The organism is Kluyvera sp. STS39-E (assembly GCF_040932435.1).
Lineage (GTDB): Bacteria > Pseudomonadota > Gammaproteobacteria > Enterobacterales > Enterobacteriaceae > Kluyvera.
This window is the reverse complement of record NZ_JBFQGA010000013.1, coordinates 87,714-106,403: the sequence shown is the minus strand read 5'-3', so window position 1 is coordinate 106,403 and position 18,690 is coordinate 87,714. Positions and strand designations below refer to the sequence as shown.

Genomic DNA, 18,690 nt, shown 5'->3' with positions numbered 1-18,690 from the left:
CGCAGACGCCGATTCTGATGCAGACTCCGACGCGGACGCCGATTCTGATGCAGACTCCGACGCAGATGCCGATTCTGATGCAGACTCCGACGCAGACGCCGATTCTGATGCAGACTCCGACGCGGACGCCGATTCTGATGCGGACGCTGACGCCGATGCGGATTCTGATGCCGATTCTGATGCCGACTCCGACTCAGACGCCGACATTTCTCTCGACGCTAAATTTGACGTTTCGGATGGTACAAAAATCACCCAAGTCAATGGTGGGAGTTCAGATCCTAACGGCTTTGATGTTGATGAAAGCGGCAAGATTATCTCGGTGGGTGAGAACGTTGTGCTTTGGGTTTCGAAGGATGACATCGGAAAATACGTCTCCGAAGATATTCCGAAAGAAAATATCCATATTTATGACCAAGGCAACGCCCAAGGCACGCCGGGCAAATCTGACGTCTTCGTGCTCCACGACAGCAGTACCTACACGCAGAGCGATGGCAAAGAGCATCCGATGAATGCGGTCAACGGTAACCGCGAATCTGCAGGTAGTGACGCGCACGATTATATCTTTGTTGCGGGATCGTCAAACTGGAGCGCGAATGCGGGGTCCGCCAACGTCAATAGCAGCATCAACTATTTCGAAAGCATTTCCGTCACCATCAATGGCAAAACCTACCAGGGCAACAACCGGTTAACGGACGTTATCTCGGGGGACGGTAAAGAGGCGCTAGACCCAGGTCACTCCGATACCAAGACCTCGTGGCAATACGACCTGAATATCGATGCCGACCTTAACGGCGGTGCGGATGGCGACCATATTAAATCCGTTACGCTAAACGGATTGCCTGTCGGCTCGACCGTAAGCTATGTGGATGCGGACGGTAATACGGTGAGTATCGAGGTTAAAGACACTTCAGGTATCACCATTGACGTGGGTACAGATGCCAATCTCGACATGGGCTTAACCGTGACTTCACCGACAGAAATTACCGATTCAGGATCGATCAACATCGATATTACGGTTGAAGTGGGTGGGGAAGATCACAGCGCTGAAAACATCGTTGATGACGATAGTACGCATACTTTCCCGATTGAAAGCGGTGAAGATACGCATACCAACAGCGATGAGATAACGACGCTGGATGCCGAGCACGATGTAGCACATACCGATGTCGATCATACGGATACGGCAGACTCCACCGATAACGCGGAGGAAACTGCCTCTGCCGATCATGCCCAAAGCAGCGATTCGACGGACCCAACAGACAGCAACGCCAACGATAGCCATATTGTGGACGCTGATGAAACTAACCAAGCCGACGGCTCGGAGTCAACGGACGCGACGGAAGAGACCGCGTCCGTTAATGATGATGCATCGTCAGATAATGAGAGCGCCAGCCTGCTGGTTGATCACGATGACCTCGACCTGAGCGGCGTGGATAGCGACACTTCGTCGCTTTCTGTTGCCGAAGAGGGGCCGGAAAATTCACTCAACTTGCTGTTGGATGATATTGATAGCCAGCTCTCCGAGGCGGATAACGCCCAGAGCGCGGAGCCGTCAGCCGATACTTCGCTGGCGACGGCGGCATCGGAGCCCGATCAGCAAAGCGCGCTCGATCTGAGCGATATCATCCATGATGATGACGCAACGGATCTCAGTTCGCTGATTCAGGTTCCTGACGCGACGGAAAATACCGAAACGGTAGCGCAGGTTCAGGATGTACCGGCTGAAGGCGGAGGCGAACAAGGCGGCGAAACTTGGGCGGCTCCGGACGCCGCCGAGCTTGACCACTTAATTGCGCAACCGGATACGGATGCTTAAAACCGAGGGGGGCGGCGAAAGCCGCTCCCGTAAAATAACAACGCTTTTTCTTTTTTTCCAAAAATATTGCCTCTGGTCGACAACGTCATTAGCCAAGGAAATACATGCAAGGAAAGGACGACATCATGAATAAACACATTCGGGTATTAACAGGCATTTCCCTGCCGTTGTTGTTCGCGGGCACGGCAAGCGCCGCCTCGTTGGAACAGGCAGTCAAAGACAGTTTGCTGTGGCATCCTCAGGTGAGCGCTTCGGCCAACAGTCGCCACTCGGCTGACCAAGACTTACGCGCGGCAAAAGGTGGCTATCTGCCATCGTTGGATGTCTCGGCCGGCACCGGCTGGGAACAGACCGATAACGCCAGCACTCGCGCCGCCGACGATCATCGGCGTAACCTGAACCGCAGTGAGTCGAGCATCAACCTGCGTCAGAACGTGTTTAACGGTTTCGCCACCACCAGCGAAGTGGCCCGCCAGACGGCGACCGTCAACTCGCGCGCTTATTCGTTGCTGAACACCAGTGAAGTCACGGCGTTGTCGGCAATCCAAAGCTATCTTGACGTCCTGATGCGCCAGCGTATGGTGAAGCTGGCCGAAGATAACCTGAAGAACCACGAGCGTATTTTCGACCAGATCCGCTTGCGCACCGAGCAGGGCGTAGGGCGTACGGCCGACTATGAACAAGCGCAGGCGCGTCTGGCACAGGCGAAAAATAACCTGCTGACCGAGCAAACCAATCTCGAAGATGCGCGGGCTAACTACTACAGCGTGGTGGGCAAAGAAGCCGATGGGCTTTCCATGCCAATGATCACGAAAATCCCGACTTCTCAGACAGATGCTCGTAAGCAAATGCTGGAAAATAGCCCGTTGCTGAAACAAGCTGACTCGGATGTCGAGGCCACACGCCAACAGTACGAAGCGGCAAAATCACGTTTCTATCCTAGCGTAGATATCGATATTGGACGCCGGATGGATAACAATGTTGACGGCACTCGCGGTCACGACCAAGAGTGGCAGGCGATGGCACGTATGAACTATAACTTGTTCAACGGCGGCAGCGACAAGGCACAACTGTCATCTTATGCCTATAAAATCCAAGAAGCTCAGGACGTCAAACGCAACTCCCTGCGCCAACTGGATGAGGAGCTGCGCCTGTCTTGGAACGCCTGGCAGAACGCTAAGCAACAGGTGCCGATTGCCAAAGATTATGCCGATCGCAGCGCCGTGGTGCGTACCGCGTATCAGGAGCAGTTCAGCATCGGCGAGCGCAGTCTGCTCGATATGCTGGACAGCGAAAACGAAGTGTTCAACGCCCAGCGTCGTTACGTCGAGATGCAGTTCACGGAGATGTTTACCACCTACCGCATCAACGCGCGAATTGGCGATCTGTTAAAGCAGCTGAATATTCAAGCACCGTCAGCGGCACAACCGTTGGAAATGCAGCAAACGGCGCAATCCAGCCTACCTGAACTGAAATAACAGAATTTGGGTCTCCGGGTTATCTCGTCATGAGATGAGATAACCCATTGTATTCTTTTAGACTGCGCGAGCTTTTCGCTGGTATATAAGGTCTGACAATGGCGTCTTATACTGATCCACTTGAGCAAGTCCCCCCCGCAACTGATGAGAGCATCAGACACGATCCCCGTCAAAACCATGACGATCCCCTGCTCGACTCGCTGATGATCGTCTGCAAACTGCATAACATCATCACCAGCCGCAACGTCCTAACCGCAGGATTGCCTTTACAGGCACATCAGTTAACTCTCGGCGCTTTTCCACGGGCAGCGCAACGCGCCGGCCTTAAAGCGCGAGTGCTTCAGCGTCCGCTGGAGAAAATTTCCTCGCTGTCGCTGCCCGCGATAGTGCTGTTAAAAAACGATCAGGCGGCGGTGCTAATAGGCTGGGATGACCAGTCGCGCGCTCGCCTGCTGCCAACGGAAACGGAAGGCGGTGAGATCCTGCTGGAGCGCGAAGCGCTGGCCGAAAGCTACAGCGGTAAGACCATTTTTATTCAGCCGGAGCACGCCTACGACACCCAGCCAACGGCGACAATTCCGCAGACCAAATCCTGGTTTAAGGACACATTGAAGCTGTCGAAGTTTCTCTATCTCGACTCCATTGTCGCCAGCTTTATCATCAACATTATTGCCATCGCCACCCCGCTGTTCGTGATGAACGTTTACGACCGCGTGGTGCCAAACCAGGCAACGGCCACCCTGTGGGTGCTGGCTATAGGGATCTCTATCGCGTTTGTCTTTGACCTGATCCTGAAGATATTGCGCGGTATTTGCCTCGATTTGGCAGGTAAAAAGACCGATCTCATCGTTTCGGCAGCGTTGTTTGAACGACTTCTGGGCATGAAAATGAAGGCTCGCCCTGGCCGGGTGGGCGCCTTCGCGCAGAGCTTCCAAGAATACCAGTCGGTGAGAGAGTTCCTCTCTTCGCTGACGCTCACGGCGCTGATCGATTTTCCGTTTACACTGCTCATTCTGTTGGTTATTGCGATCATCGGCGGCCCGCTCGCCTTTATCCCGCTGCTTTGCTATCCCATCGCACTGCTGGTGAACTGGCTGATTCAAAAGCCGCTGTTGGCTCAGGTGCAAAAAACCTATCGCCTTTCCACCGAGCGCCAAGCCATGTTGGTTGAAACCGTGACCGGCCTTGATGCCATCAAGGTCAATAACGCGCAGAGCGAACGCCAGTATCAGTGGGAACAGATTATCGGCCAGCTCAGCAAGCTTGAGCTGCGGGTGAAATCGCTCTCTTATGTCGCCGTGAACTTTACTGCCTGGCTCCAGAAAATTGGCGGCGTGGTGCTGATTGTGGTCGGTGTTTACAGCATTATTGCGGGTAACCTGAGTATGGGTGGGCTTATCGCCTGCTACCTGCTTAACCGCCGCGCGGTGATGCCTATTGGTCAGTTCTGTAGCCTGATTACTCGCTATCAGCGCGCAAAAATGACCAAGGCCACCATCGACCGCATGATGGATCTTGAGCAGGAGGTGCAGGATGGCGAAGTACCGCTGAAGCGTGAAACGCTCTCTGGCGCCATTGAGTTCCGAGATGTCACATTCCGCTACCCGCAAAACCAGTATCTATCGTTGAACGGCATTTCACTCAAGATTGAGCCGGGTGAAAAAGTGGGGATCATCGGCCGCAGCGGATCGGGCAAAAGTTCGCTGGCTAAACTGCTGGTGGGCTTTTATCAACCGGACGGCGGCACCATTCTGATCGACGGCATTGACGCCCGCCAGCTCGACGTTAACGACGTGCGCCACAACATCGGTTACGCCCCGCAGGACATTCACCTGTTCAGCGGCACGCTACGCGATAACCTGCTCAGCGGTGCGGGCTACGTCGATGATGAAACCATGATTCGGGCCGCCACAATAGCCGGGGTACACGAGTTCGCCCGACGACATCCTTCCGGCTATAACATGCAGGTCGGTGAGCGCGGGATGAATCTTTCCGGCGGGCAGCGGCAGGCAGCAGCCCTTGCTCGTGCGCTGCTGCTCGACCCTCCGGTATTGCTGATGGACGAACCCACCAGCTCCATGGATAACACCAGCGAAGATTTGATAAAAAAAGCACTGACGCCAATGGTGAGCAATAAAACGCTGCTGCTTGTCACGCACCGCGCCTCGTTGCTGTCGTTGGTCGACCGTCTGATCATTCTCGATAACGGAAAAATTATCGCCGATGGTCCAAAAGAAAGCGTGATGACGGCACTGAAAAAAGGACAAATTCATGCGCAACGCTAAATTAAACAGCCTGCTGAAGTGGCTCTTTGGCGACAAAAACGGCGCATCAACGACCGCAAACGAAGTCAACAAAGCACTAATCGACGATTCACCACGGGTCATCCGCATCACCCTGTGGGCCATTCTAGGCTTCTTTATCATCATGATTGCTTGGGCGTCTTTGGCCGAAATTGACGAAGTGACGCGCGGCGATGGCAAGGCAATTCCGTCCTCACGCCTGCAAAAAATCCAGAACCTTGAGGGCGGTATCGTTGCCGAAGTGTTCGTTCATGAAGGGGAAGTAGTCAAAGCGGGCGCACCGCTGCTGCGACTTGATGACACGCGTTTTCGTTCCAATGCCGGAGAATCGGAGGCCGACCGCTATGCGCTGGAGGCTCGTATTCAGCGTCTGACCGCACAGTTGGCCGATAAAGAGTCCCTCACTCTGCCTCCGGATATTGTCGAAAAAGTGCCTGATATTGCCAACGGTGAACTGGAGCTGTTCGCCAGCATCAACAAGCGTATTCAGAGCGAACTGTCAGGGCTTAACGAACAGCTGGTGCAGAAGAAACAAGAGCTACTGGACTATCAGGCGAAAGCCGAACAGTACCGCCGCAGCCTAGGGCTGCTGCAGCAGGAAATCGGCATGTCCGAGCCGCTGGTCGCCAAAGGCGCTATCTCTCGCGTTGAGGTGCTGCGTCTGCGCCGCTCAGAGGTGGAAACCCGTGGCCAGCTGGAGTCGGTCACCCTCGCGGTGCCAAGAGCACAGGCGGCGATTAAAGAGATTGAGAGCAAGGTAGGCGAAACGCGCGGGCGCTACCGTAGCGAAGCGCTATCTCAGCTTAATGAGGCGCGTACCGATCTCAGTAAAATCGAAGCATCAGGTAAGGCCATTGATGACCGGGTAAACCGTACGCTGGTCACCTCGCCGGTACGCGGTATCGTGCAGCAACTGATGGTCAATACCATCGGCGGTGTTATTCAGCCGGGTAACGACCTTGTCGAGATCGTTCCGCTGGACGATACGCTGCTGATTGAGGCGAAGATTCGGCCACAGGATATTGCTTTCCTGCGTCCGGGCCAAGAAGCCATCGTTAAGTTCACCGCCTACGATTACACCATCTACGGCGGCATGAAAGGCAAACTGGAACAGATAAGCCCGGATACGGTGACGGATAAAGACGGCAAAAGTTTCTATGTGATCCGTCTGCGTACCGATAAGAACCATCTCGGTAGCGATGAAAAACCGTTGATTATTATTCCGGGGATGGTGGCGTCGGTCGACATTATTACCGGCAAGAAAACCATTCTGGCCTATCTGTTAAAACCGATTCTGCGGGCAAGAGCGGAAGCCTTCCGCGAGCGTTAAGCATAAAAAAACCCGGCGTTAATTGCCGGGTTTTTCATTTCACCGTAGGCCTGATAAGCGCAGCGCCATCAGGCAACTCGGTTCATCTGCCAGATGACGGCAAGACCTTATCCGTTTTACTCATTAATCTTCGGATGCTGCATCACCAGCTGCGAACGTCGCTCCTGCAATGCCGCAATCTCCGCATCGAGATCTTCAATCTTATGCTCGATGTGGTCGTGATGCTCCTGAAGAATCTCTTTCGCTTCTGCCATATCCGATGCCGCCGGGGTCGCCCCTTTCAGCGGTCGATTTGCAGTCTCTTTCATCATCACACCGGTGATAAGACCAATAACAGCCACCACCATCAGATAATAAGCCGGCATCATCAGATTCTGGGTCGATTCCACCAGCCAAGCGGCCAGGGTCGGCGTCAGACCCGCAATCAGGACCGAAATATTAAAGGCACTTGCCAGCGCGCTGTAGCGGATATGGGTCGGGAACATCGCCGGCAACGATGAGGCCATCACCCCGGTGAAGCAGTTGAGGATCACGGCCAGCAGCAGCAGGCCAGAGAAAATCAGGCCAATAACATCGCTGTTAATCAGCATGAAGGCCGGAATCGAGAATACCAGCAATGCCACGCTGCCAACCATCACAAACGGACGGCGACCAAAGCGGTCACTCAGCAGACCCATGACCGGCTGCACGAACAGCATACCAATCATGATGGCGATGATAATCAGCACGCCGTGATCTTCCGAGTAGTGCAGGTTATGCGACAGGTAGCTCGGCATGTAGGTCAGCAGCATGTAGTAGGTCACGTTGGTTGAGATAACCAGACCGATACAGGCCAGCAGACTACGCCAGTGCTTCGTCGCAATCTCTTTAAACGATACCTTCGGCCCGTCTTGCAGACCCTGGCGATCGCCCTGCTCAAGCTTATCAACGTGCTGCTGGAACGCCGGTGTCTCTTCAAGCGCATGACGCAGGTAAAGACCGATAATCCCTAGCGGTAAAGCAACGAAGAACGGTATACGCCAGCCCCACTCAAGGAATTTGGCCTCACCCATGGCGGTAGAAAGTAGAACAACCAGTCCCGCGCCCATAACAAACCCGGCTATCGAACCAAAGTCCAACCAGCTACCCATAAAGCCACGTTTACGGTCAGGTGAGTATTCGGCAACAAAGATAGATGCCCCGGTATATTCACCGCCTACCGAGAAGCCCTGTGCCATTTTACACAACAGCAGCAGGATAGGTGCCCAGATACCGATAGATGCATAGGACGGAATAAGACCAATACAGAATGTACTGATCGACATAATGATAATGGTGATGGACAGAATCTTCTGGCGACCGTATTTGTCACCCAGCATCCCAAAGAACAACCCACCCAGCGGACGAATTAGGAAGGGAACTGAGAATGTACCCAGCGCGGCAATCATCTGCACGCTTGGGTCGGCATCCGGGAAGAAGACTTTACCTAGGGCGTAAGCCACAAAGCCGTAGACACCAAAATCAAACCACTCCATTGCGTTACCTAAAGAAGCTGCGGTAATCGCCTTGCGCAATTTACCATCGTCGATGATGGTGACGTCACGAATCGTGATCGGTTTTACTTTTTTCCTTTTAAGCATGGTTTTCCTCGTTCAATTTCGCCTTGAACGCACACCCAGTGGCAGCAAACAGCACGATGCCGTTTACGAGGGCGCGTAATGGGAACCGTGGAGATGCTGGTTCCGCTTATCCAAGCGTAGCAGGTTTGCATGTCTCCGCTGGAGCCTGTTTCTCCAGACAACCAAACCTGTTGTGCCTGATGGCGAGTCAGTTAAAAAGGTAACCCTCGAAAAATGACCGCTTGAGGGCTAATCCTATTTACCCTAACAGCGATTAATATTGTGATCAACTTAACAAAACATTGATGCCTGTTACCTGCCTGAAATATTCCCCTGAAATTTACAGGCTGATTTCAGATCTTCCAACCGCTCTTCTATCGCCACTTGCCCCCCCATTTCCCCCCATGAAAGACGATAGTTTCCTCATAACATTTCACAAAACATTCACAGCTTTTTTATTTCTCACCAGATTTCAGATTTCACTTATGAAATATGTGATCCATATAACTAAAACGCCGTTTTATTTTCATTGAATCAATATTCCAGTAAATGCATTATAACGTCCGAAAACGCGTTATTGATGCCAGAAAACGCCGCCCACCACGGGTGATAACTGGGATGAAGACACCAGATGATAGCCATCTAACAGGCTGAAAATATTATACTTAACCTCTTCTATCACCGCATGGTGATACGAAGCGAGGACGCCGCATGAAAATCAAAGCAACTATGGAACGAATTCCCGGTGGGATGATGCTTATCCCGTTACTGTTAGGCGCAGTATTAAATACATTTGCACCAACAACTGGCGAATACTTTGGCTCTTTCACTAAGGGAATGATTGGCGGAACGGTACCTATTCTGGCGGTATGGTTCTTCTGTATTGGGGCATCCATTGATTTACGCGCCACCGGTACGGTATTACGTAAATCCGGCACGCTGGTACTGACCAAAATTGCCGTGGCTTGGGTCGTTGCAATGATTGCTGCAACATTTATTCCAGACACTGGAATTCAGACCGGCTTCTTCGCGGGCCTGTCCGTTTTGGCTATTGTCTCCGCAATGGATATGACCAACGGCGGTCTGTACGCCAGCCTGATGAATCAGTATGGCACCAAAGAAGAATCGGGCGCATTTGTGCTGATGTCTCTGGAATCCGGTCCGCTGATGACCATGGTGATCCTCGGTTCCGCAGGTCTAGCCTCCTTTGAACCACACCACTTTATCGGCGCCGTACTGCCGTTCCTGATCGGCTTTACGCTGGGCAACCTCGACCACGATCTGCGTTCTTTCTTTAGCAAAGCAACGCCGGTTCTGATCCCGTTCTTCGGCTTCGCGCTGGGTAACACCATCAACCTGAACGTGATCCTCGACACCGGTCTGCTGGGTATCGTGCTGGGCGTCGCGGTTATCATCATCACCGGTATTCCACTGATTATTGCCGACCGCGTGATTGGCGGTGGTAACGGAACGGCAGGCGTCGCCGCCTCTTCCGCTGCCGGTGCTGCGGTTGCTAACCCGGTTATCATCGCGCAGATTAACCCGTCATTTGCGCCGGTTGCCGCCTCCGCTACCGCGCTGGTTGCCGCAAGTGTCATCGTCACAGCGATTCTGGTACCGATAATTACCGCGCTGTATGCCAAACGTTACGGGGCGCCAAAACCGGTGGAAACCGAAGAAACAGTCGTGTCACAGGCCGCTCATCACTAATCTTTCGCCCCCCTCGCCCGAGGGGGGTTTACGTTTTGCCCTTCTTCTTCTTCCGCAAGCGTCCGGGATAACACCGACAAATGCAGGGTTTTGTTGTATCATTAAGGCCATTTTCGGCGATTTGCCGTTTTACAGGCCTTTGCCTTTCGCACTGCACTTTTGAGGATACTCCCCATGTCATTACCCCATTGCCCACAATGCAATTCCGAATACACCTATGAAGATAACGGCATGTTTATTTGCCCGGAATGCGCGCACGAGTGGAACGATGCTGAACCCGCGCACGACAGCGATGAGCTGATTGTTAAAGATGCCAACGGCAACCTGCTGGTCGATGGCGACAGCGTCACCGTGGTTAAAGATCTGAAGGTGAAAGGCAGCTCTTCAATGCTGAAGATTGGCACCAAAGTGAAAAACATCCGTCTGGTGGAAGGCGACCACAATATCGATTGCAAAATCGACGGTTTCGGCCAGATGAAGCTGAAATCCGAGTTCGTGAAAAAGAACTGATTGAGTTTGTTGCAGGGCATTGCCGGATGGCGCTTCGCTTATCCGGCCTACAGGATGCACTGCTCGTGGTAGGCCGGATAAGATGCGTAGCGTCGCCATCCGGCAATACTCTCCCCGCCCCGCTTCGCCCCCTGAACCGACACGCACTACACTTAATGAGCACTTCTTACCTGAGGTAACGATCATGCCGTTAAGTCCCTATCTCGCCTTTTCCGGAAACTGCGCCGATGCCATTGCCTATTATCAGCAGGCGCTGGGTGCGGAACTGCGCTACAAAATCACCTTCGGCGAAATGCCGCCCTCATCCATGGATGACGAAGGTGGTTGCCCATCCGGTCTCAAATTTCCTGACAGCGCCATTGCTCACGCGAACCTATTCATCGCGGGCAGCGACATCATGATGAGCGATTCCACTTCGGCCGATGAACTCAGCTATGCCGGCTTTACCCTGGTGCTCGACACCCAAGACGTGAAGGAAGGCAAACGCTGGTTCGATAATCTCGCCGCCAACGGCAAGGTCGAGATGCGCTGGCAAGAAACTTTCTGGGCGCACGGATTTGGTCGCGTCATCGACAGATATGGCGTGCCATGGATGATTAACGTCGTCAAACAACAGGAACCCACCCTGTAATTCCATGGGAGGCCCCGCCTCCCATGCTGTCATCAAATACCCGCCAAGAATTCATCCCGAAGCAACCGTTCTTTAACCGAAACGTCATATTAATTCGCCACGATGGGGCCACTTTTTTGAAGGGGTTCCAGCATGCAAACGATTATTCGCGTTGAAAAGCTCAACAAGACGTTCAATCAGCATCAGGTGCTTCACGACGTCTGCCTGAACGTCCACGCCGGTGAGATGGCCGCTCTGCTTGGGCCATCGGGTTCTGGCAAATCCACCCTCTTACGTCATTTAAGCGGCCTGATTGTCGGTGATAAAACACCGGAGTGTCGCGTCGAACTACTCGGTAACACCGTCCAGCAGGCGGGCCGTCTGGCGCGCGATATCCGCAAAAGCCGCGCCCATACCGGCTACATCTTCCAGCAGTTCAACCTGGTCAACCGCCTGAGCGTGATGGAGAACGTGCTGATTGGCGCGCTCGGCAGCACGCCCTTCTGGAGAACCTGTTTTAGCTGGTTTACCCGCGAACAAAAACAGCGCGCTCTGCAAGCCTTAACCCGCGTGGGTATGGCGCATATGGCCTACCAGCGCGTCTCCACGCTTTCCGGCGGTCAGCAACAGCGCGTGGCAATTGCCCGAGCGCTGATGCAGCGGGCCAAAGTGATCCTCGCCGATGAACCGATAGCCTCGTTGGACCCGGAATCCGCACGCATCGTCATGGATACCCTGCGTGACATTAATCAGACCGATGGCATCACCGTGGTGGTGACGCTGCATCAGGTTGACTACGCGCTGCGCTACTGCGAACGCATCGTTGCGCTGCGTCAGGGACACGTGTTCTACGACGGCAGCAGCCAACAGTTTGATAACGAACGTTTTGACCATCTCTACCGCAGCATTAATCGCGTCGAAGAGAACGCGCAGGCTGCCTGACTCTCCACAATGAGGAATGGAAATGAGCTATAAAACGGTTGCCGCGCTGGCCTTTACCAGCATGTTCAGTCTCAGCACCCTGCTTGCCCCGGCTCACGCCGAAGAGCAGGAAAAAGCGCTGAACTTCGGCATTATTTCGACGGAATCACAGCAGAACTTAAAGCCACAATGGGAACCGTTCCTGAAGGACATGGAAAAGTCGCTGGGCGTCAAAGTTAACGCCTTCTTCGCACCGGACTATGCGGGCATCATCCAGGGGATGCGCTTTAATAAAGTCGATATTGCTTGGTACGGCAACCTCTCCGCCATGGAAGCGGTGGATCGCGCAAACGGTCAGGTATTCGCTCAGACCGTCGCCGCCGACGGTTCGCCGGGTTACTGGAGCGTACTGATCGTCAATAAAGATAGCCCAATCAACAACCTGCAAGACCTGCTTGCCAAGCGTAAAGAGCTGACCTTCGGCAACGGTGACCCGAACTCTACCTCCGGCTTCCTTGTCCCGGGTTATTACGTCTTCGCTAAAAACAACGCTTCCGCCAGCGACTTCAAGCGCACGGTCAATGCCAGCCATGAAACCAACGCCCTGGCCGTCGCCAACAAGCAGGTCGATGTTGCCACCAACAACACTGAAAACCTCGACAAGCTGAAGACCTCCGCGCCGGCCAAGCTCAAAGAGCTGAAGGTTATCTGGAAGTCACCGTTGATCCCAGGCGATCCGATTGTATGGCGTAAAAACCTGTCAGAAGCCACCAAAGACAAGGTGTACAGCTTCTTTATGAACTACGGCAAGACGCCAGAAGAAAAGGCCGTGCTGGAGCGTCTGGGTTGGGCACCGTTCCGCGCCTCCAGCGACCTGCAGCTGCTGCCGATTCGCCAGCTGACGCTGTTTAAAGAAATGCAGACCGTGAAAGGTAACGGCACGCTGAATGATGGCGAAAAAGCCGCGAAGACCGCCGATATTCAAGCGCGTCTGAACGACCTTGACCGCACCACGGCGGCGATCGGCGCGATGACGTCGGTGACCAAAGCAGTGCAGTAATCTTTCCCCCTCTCCCTCAGGGAGAGGGCCGGGGTGAGGGAATATCGGCACGGAGCTGCCCCCTCACCCTAACCCTCTCCCCGCAGGGGAGAGGGTACTCAGGAACTACGGAGCCCAATCATGCAACACACCATCACCGTACCCCCACCCAAGCGCAGCTGGTTCTCGCTGATTAGCTGGGCCATTTTGCTGGCGGTGCTCGTCGTCTCTTGGAAAGGGGCGGAAATGAATCCGGTCACCCTGTTCACCGACGCAGGCAACATGGCGACCTTCGCCGCAGACTTCTTCCCGCCGGACTTTAGCCTGTGGCAGGACTACCTCAAAGAAATGGCCGTGACGTTGCAAATCGCCGTGTGGGGTACCGCGCTGGCGGTGGTTCTCTCTATCCCCTTTGGCCTGATGAGCGCCGAAAACCTCGTGCCGTGGTGGGTATACCAGCCCATGCGCCGCCTGATGGACGCCTGCCGCGCGATTAACGAAATGGTCTTCGCCATGCTGTTCGTCGTGGCCGTTGGGCTAGGGCCATTTGCCGGGGTGATGGCGCTGTTTATTCACACCACCGGGGTGCTTTCTAAGCTGCTGTCCGAAGCGGTAGAGGCCATTGAACCCGGCCCGGTTGAAGGCATTCGCGCCACCGGCGCTAACAAAATTGAAGAGATTATCTACGGCGTCCTGCCGCAGGTGATGCCGCTTTTAATCTCCTACTCGCTGTACCGTTTTGAATCGAACGTCCGTTCGGCCACCGTCGTCGGCATGGTCGGCGCAGGCGGTATCGGCGTGACCTTATGGGAAGCTATTCGCGGCTTTCAGTTCCAGCAAACCTGCGCATTGATGGTGCTTATCATCATCACCGTCAGCCTGCTGGATTTCCTCTCTCAGCGTTTGCGTAAGCACTTTATCTGATTAGCGAGGTCTTGTTGGCTATGCACTTGTCTACACATCCGACCAGTTATCCCACGCGTTATCAAGAGATTGCCGCTCGCTTGGAACAGGAGCTGCGTCAGCACTACCGCTGCGGCGACTACCTGCCCGCCGAGCATCAGTTGGCGGCACGTTTTGAAGTCAACCGCCACACCCTACGCCGCGCCATCGATCAGTTGGTGGAGAAAGGCTGGGTTCAGCGTCGTCAGGGCGTTGGCGTGTTGGTGTTGATGCGCCCATTTGATTATCCGCTGAACGCCCAAGCGCGCTTTAGCCAGAACCTCCTCGATCAGGGCAGCCATCCCACCAGCGAAAAGCTGCTGTCGGTACTGCGTCCTGCCACCGGGCATATTGCCGACGCGCTGGGCATTAGCGAAGGCGACAACGTTATCCACCTGCGCACTCTGCGCCGGGTTAACGGCGTGGCGCTGTGCCTCATTGACCACTACTTTGCCGATCTCTCCCTGTGGTCAACGTTGCAAAGCTTCAGCAACGGTTCGTTGCACGACTTCCTGCGCGAGCAGTCCGGTATTGCGCTTAGCCGCAGCCAGACCCGCATCAGCGCCCGCCGGGCGCAGGCCAAAGAGAGTCAGCGGCTGGAAATTCCCAATATGGCGCCTCTGCTGTGTGTGCGCACCCTGAACCACCGTGAAGGCGATGATCAGGTGATGGAATATTCCGTCAGCCTGACCCGCGCCGACATGATTGAATTTATTATGGAGCACTGAATGCAGGCCAATAACGCTCTCCGTCAGCACTGGATATCGGTGCTATCCCACAGCGACCCCGCAAGCCTCGCGGCAAAAATGGTCGCTCTGAATATCGACGCCGAGTACGACGTCATTCGTCCCGCAGAAACCGGGCTGGTACAGATTCAGGGCCGAATGGGCGGCACCGGCGAACGCTTTTTTGCCGGTGACGCCACGCTCACCCGCGCCGCCGTGCGCTTGCGCTGCGGCACGCTGGGCTACAGCTGGGTACTGGGACGCGATAAGCCGCACGCCGAACGCTGCGCGCTGCTCGATGCCCTGCTCCAGCAGCCCGCGCATTATCAAACATTATTAGAAACCCTCATTACCCCGTTGGAAGCTGACCGCACGACGCGCCTTGCCGCCCGTCAGGCCGAAATCAATACCAGCCGGGTCGACTTCTTTACTCTGGTTCGCGGAGATAACGCATGACCCTGGAAACCGCTTTTTCTCTTCCCGTGCAGGATGCCCAACACAGTTTCCGTCGCCTGTTAAAAGCGATGAGCGAGCCGGGCGTGATTGTCACGCTGCATCAGCTCAAACACGGCTGGCAGCCGCTGAACGTAGCCACCACCAGCGTCCTGCTGACGCTGGCCGACAACGACACTCCGGTCTGGCTGGCTGGCCCGCTGTGTAACGATATCGTCAGCCAGAGCCTGCGTTTTCATACCAACGCGCCGCTGGTCGAACAGCCGCAGTTGGCGACTTTCGCCGTGTCGAACGACGCCATCAGTGCTGAACAGCTTAACGCCCTGTGCGCCGGCAGCACGGTGGCCCCGGAAACCAGCGCCACGCTGATTGTACAGGTCGGAAGCCTCAGCGGTGGACGCATGCTGCGCTTGACCGGTGCAGGCATTCAGGAAGAGAGGATGATTGCCCCGCAGCTACCGAACTGCATTCTGCATGAACTTACCGAACGCCCGCACCCGTTCCCACTCGGAGTGGATCTCATCCTCACCTGCGGCGATCGTCTGCTGGCGATCCCGCGCACCACCCACGTGGAGGTTTGCTGATGTACGTAGCCGTCAAAGGGGGCGAGAAGGCGATTGACGCCGCCCACCAGCTCCAGGAAAACCGACGCCGGGGTGACACCTCGCTCCCCGAGCTGTCCGTCGCGCAAATAGAGCAGCAGCTGAATCTGGCGGTTGACCGGGTGATGACCGAAGGCGGCATTGCCGACCGCGAACTGGCGGCACTGGCGCTCAAACAGGCAAGCGGCGATAACGTCGAGGCCATCTTCCTGCTGCGCGCCTATCGCACGACGCTAGCAAGGCTTGCGGTCAGCGAGCCGATAGATACCCGCAAAATGCGTCTTGAGCGCCGTATTTCCGCCGTCTACAAAGACGTGCCGGGTGGCCAACTGCTTGGCCCAACCTACGATTACACCCACCGTCTGCTGGACTTCACGCTGCTGGCAAACGGCGAGGCGACAACCTTGAAAACCACCGACGCGGAGCAGGTTGCCGCGCCACACGTTTTCAGCCTACTGGCGGCCCAGGGACTGGCAAAAGCCGAAGAGGATAGCGGCGCTACGCCAGACGACATCACCCGCATGCCGCCGGTTTACCCCTGCTCACGCTCGTCCCGCCTGCAACAGCTGATGCGCGGCGACGAAGGCTACCTGCTGGCGTTGGCTTACTCCACCCAGCGCGGTTACGGGCGTAACCACCCCTTCGCCGGTGAGATCCGCAGCGGCTATGTCGATATGGAAATTGTGCCGGAAGAGCTGGGATTTGCGGTGAACGTCGGTGAATTGCTGATGACGGAATGTGAAATGGTTAACGGGTTTGTCGATCCGCAGGATGAGCCGCCCCACTTTACCCGCGGCTACGGCCTGACGTTCGGCATGGGCGAGCGCAAGGCGATGGCGATGGCGCTGGTTGACCGCGCGCTGCAAGCGCCGGACTACGGTGAGCACACCGTCGGCCCAGCGCAGGATGAGGAATTTGTCCTCTCACACGCCGATAACGTCGAAGCTGCCGGTTTCGTTTCGCACCTCAAACTCCCCCACTACGTCGATTTCCAGGCCGAGCTGGAACTGTTGAAACGCCTGCAACGGGAGCACAAAAATGGCTAATCTCAGCGGCTATAACTTTGCCTATCTTGATGAACAGACCAAGCGCACGCTGCGCCGCGCGATCATGAAAGCAGTGGCCATTCCCGGCTATCAGGTGCCGTTCGGTGGCCGTGAAATGCCCATGCCCTACGGTTGGGGCACCGGCGGTATCCAACTTACCGCCAGCGTGATTGGTGAGGCGGACGTGCTGAAGGTTATCGATCAGGGCGCAGATGACACCACCAATGCCGTGTCGATCCGCAACTTTTTTAAGCGCGTGACCGGGGTCAATACCACCGAAGCAACCTGCGATGCCACATTGATCCAGACCCGTCACCGGATCCCCGAAACGCCGTTGACTGAAGATCAGATCCTGATCTTCCAAGTGCCGATCCCCGAGCCGCTGCGTTTCATCGAGCCACGTGAAACCGAAACTCGCACCATGCACGCGCTGGAAGAGTACGGCGTGATGCAGGTAAAGCTGTACGAGGATATCGCCCGCTTCGGCCACATTGCCACCACCTACGCCTATCCGGTGAAGGTCAATGACCGCTACGTGATGGACCCGTCGCCAATCCCGAAATTCGATAACCCAAAGATGGACATGATGCCCGCACTGCAGCTGTTTGGGGCCGGACGCGAGAAACGCCTCTATGCGGTGCCGCCGTATACCCGCGTGGAAAGCCTCGATTTCGATGACCATCCTTTTACCGTGCAGCAATGGGACGAGCCCTGCGCCATCTGCGGTTCAACGCACAGTTACCTCGATGAAGTGGTGCTGGATGACACCGGCAAACGGATGTTTGTCTGCTCCGATACCGACTACTGCCGCCAACAAAGCGAGGCGAAAAACTCATGAGCCAGCCATTACTTTCCGTTGACCGCTTAACCCACCTGTACGCACCGGGTAAGGGTTTTAGCAATGTCTCGTTTGATTTGTGGCCCGGTGAAGTGCTCGGCATTGTCGGCGAGTCCGGCTCCGGCAAAACCACGCTATTAAAGTCCATTTCTGCACGCCTGACGCCGCAAGAAGGCGCTATCCGCTACCAGGACCAGTCGCTGTACACCATGAGCGAGGCCGAACGCCGTCGCCTGCTGCGTACCGAGTGGGGTGTGGTACATCAGCATCCGATGGATGGCCTGCGTCGTCAGGTGTCGGCGGGGGGCAATATCGGCGAACGGCTGATGGCAACCGGCGCACGGCACTACGGCGATATTCGCGCCACCGCCCAACGCTGGCTTGAAGAGGTTGAGATCCCGGCCTCACGCATCGATGACCTACCCACTACCTTCTCCGGCGGGATGCAGCAGCGTTTGCAGATTGCCCGCAACCTGGTTACCCATCCCAAGCTGGTGTTCATGGATGAACCCACCGGTGGGCTGGACGTATCGGTGCAGGCGCGCCTGCTCGACCTGTTACGCGGCCTGGTGGTAGAGCTAAACCTCGCGGTGGTAATTGTGACCCATGATTTGGGCGTCGCGCGACTGTTGGCCGACCGTCTGCTGGTGATGAAACAGGGTCAAGTGGTGGAAAGTGGGTTAACCGACCGGGTGCTCGACGATCCGCATCATCCGTATACCCAACTGCTGGTGTCGTCGGTGCTACAGAACTAACCCACGGAGCCATT

General features: G+C 55.4%; 17 protein-coding genes. 16 read left to right on the top strand and 1 reads right to left on the bottom strand.

Annotation, left to right across the window (positions count from 1 at the left end; genetic code table 11):
• The 4 genes from AB4K05_RS22925 to AB4K05_RS22910 all read left to right on the top strand — a co-directional run.
• Window positions 1–1,816 (top strand): hypothetical protein (locus tag AB4K05_RS22925; protein ID WP_368482008.1); only part of this gene is annotated, 1,816 nt, incomplete at its 5' end.
• Between the two features lie 125 nt (window positions 1,817–1,941).
• On the top strand, window positions 1,942–3,294 hold the full coding sequence (locus AB4K05_RS22920; protein WP_368482007.1) for a TolC family outer membrane protein: 1,353 nt from the start codon (window positions 1,942–1,944) through the stop codon (window positions 3,292–3,294).
• 98 nt (window positions 3,295–3,392) lie between these two features.
• Window positions 3,393–5,579, top strand: coding sequence for a type I secretion system permease/ATPase (locus AB4K05_RS22915; protein WP_368482006.1), 2,187 nt, complete (start codon window positions 3,393–3,395; stop codon window positions 5,577–5,579).
• Window positions 5,566–6,927: an HlyD family type I secretion periplasmic adaptor subunit gene (locus AB4K05_RS22910; RefSeq protein WP_368482005.1), complete on the top strand. Its 1,362-nt coding sequence runs from the start codon at window positions 5,566–5,568 to the stop codon at window positions 6,925–6,927. The genes AB4K05_RS22915 and AB4K05_RS22910 overlap by 14 nt, the downstream gene beginning before the upstream one ends.
• A gap of 116 nt (window positions 6,928–7,043) precedes the next feature.
• Here AB4K05_RS22910 and proP read toward each other — a convergent pair whose 3' ends face one another.
• Entirely contained in the window at window positions 7,044–8,546 is a 1,503-nt protein-coding gene (proP, locus tag AB4K05_RS22905; protein WP_368482004.1) for a glycine betaine/L-proline transporter ProP, read from the bottom strand.
• A 690-nt stretch (window positions 8,547–9,236) separates the two neighbouring features.
• On the opposite strand from proP, the gene kdgT reads away from it, so the two are divergent.
• The 12 genes from kdgT to phnK all read left to right on the top strand — a co-directional run bounded on the left by kdgT (window position 9,237) and on the right by phnK (window position 18,676).
• Complete coding sequence (gene kdgT / locus AB4K05_RS22900; protein WP_368482003.1) at window positions 9,237–10,235, top strand: 2-keto-3-deoxygluconate transporter; 999 nt, start codon at window positions 9,237–9,239, stop codon at window positions 10,233–10,235.
• A gap of 174 nt (window positions 10,236–10,409) precedes the next feature.
• Window positions 10,410–10,745 carry a zinc ribbon domain-containing protein YjdM gene (locus tag AB4K05_RS22895; RefSeq protein ID WP_035891906.1) on the top strand — a complete coding sequence of 112 codons (336 nt, stop codon included), beginning with the start codon at window positions 10,410–10,412 and terminating at the stop codon, window positions 10,743–10,745.
• A gap of 184 nt (window positions 10,746–10,929) precedes the next feature.
• Window positions 10,930–11,376, top strand: a complete 447-nt coding sequence (yjdN, locus tag AB4K05_RS22890) for a VOC family metalloprotein YjdN (RefSeq protein ID WP_368482002.1) — start codon at window positions 10,930–10,932, stop codon at window positions 11,374–11,376.
• Window positions 11,377–11,508: 132 nt separating this feature from the next.
• The gene (phnC, locus tag AB4K05_RS22885) at window positions 11,509–12,297 is read left to right on the top strand and encodes a phosphonate ABC transporter ATP-binding protein (protein WP_368482001.1); all 789 of its coding nucleotides are present in this window, start codon (window positions 11,509–11,511) and stop codon (window positions 12,295–12,297) included.
• A gap of 22 nt (window positions 12,298–12,319) precedes the next feature.
• Window positions 12,320–13,336 (top strand): phosphonate ABC transporter substrate-binding protein, encoded by a 1,017-nt coding sequence (gene phnD / locus AB4K05_RS22880; RefSeq protein ID WP_368482000.1) that lies wholly within the window; start codon window positions 12,320–12,322, stop codon window positions 13,334–13,336.
• 120 nt (window positions 13,337–13,456) lie between these two features.
• Window positions 13,457–14,239 (top strand): phosphonate ABC transporter, permease protein PhnE, encoded by a 783-nt coding sequence (gene phnE / locus AB4K05_RS22875; protein ID WP_368481999.1) that lies wholly within the window; start codon window positions 13,457–13,459, stop codon window positions 14,237–14,239.
• Window positions 14,240–14,259: 20 nt separating this feature from the next.
• Window positions 14,260–14,985: a phosphonate metabolism transcriptional regulator PhnF gene (gene phnF / locus AB4K05_RS22870; RefSeq protein ID WP_368481998.1), complete on the top strand. Its 726-nt coding sequence runs from the start codon at window positions 14,260–14,262 to the stop codon at window positions 14,983–14,985.
• A complete protein-coding gene (gene phnG, locus AB4K05_RS22865) occupies window positions 14,986–15,438 on the top strand; it encodes a phosphonate C-P lyase system protein PhnG (protein ID WP_368481997.1) in 453 nt (150 codons plus the stop codon).
• Entirely contained in the window at window positions 15,435–16,019 is a 585-nt protein-coding gene (gene phnH / locus AB4K05_RS22860; RefSeq protein WP_368481996.1) for a phosphonate C-P lyase system protein PhnH, read from the top strand. The genes phnG and phnH overlap by 4 nt, the downstream gene beginning before the upstream one ends.
• Window positions 16,019–17,083 carry a carbon-phosphorus lyase complex subunit PhnI gene (locus tag AB4K05_RS22855; protein WP_368481995.1) on the top strand — a complete coding sequence of 355 codons (1,065 nt, stop codon included), beginning with the start codon at window positions 16,019–16,021 and terminating at the stop codon, window positions 17,081–17,083. The genes phnH and AB4K05_RS22855 overlap by 1 nt, the downstream gene beginning before the upstream one ends.
• Entirely contained in the window at window positions 17,076–17,921 is an 846-nt protein-coding gene (gene phnJ, locus AB4K05_RS22850) for an alpha-D-ribose 1-methylphosphonate 5-phosphate C-P-lyase PhnJ (protein WP_368481994.1), read from the top strand. Before AB4K05_RS22855 ends, phnJ begins: the two co-directional genes overlap by 8 nt.
• The gene (phnK, locus tag AB4K05_RS22845) at window positions 17,918–18,676 is read left to right on the top strand and encodes a phosphonate C-P lyase system protein PhnK (protein ID WP_368481993.1); all 759 of its coding nucleotides are present in this window, start codon (window positions 17,918–17,920) and stop codon (window positions 18,674–18,676) included. Before phnJ ends, phnK begins: the two co-directional genes overlap by 4 nt.
• Window positions 18,677–18,690 lie beyond the last annotated feature (14 nt).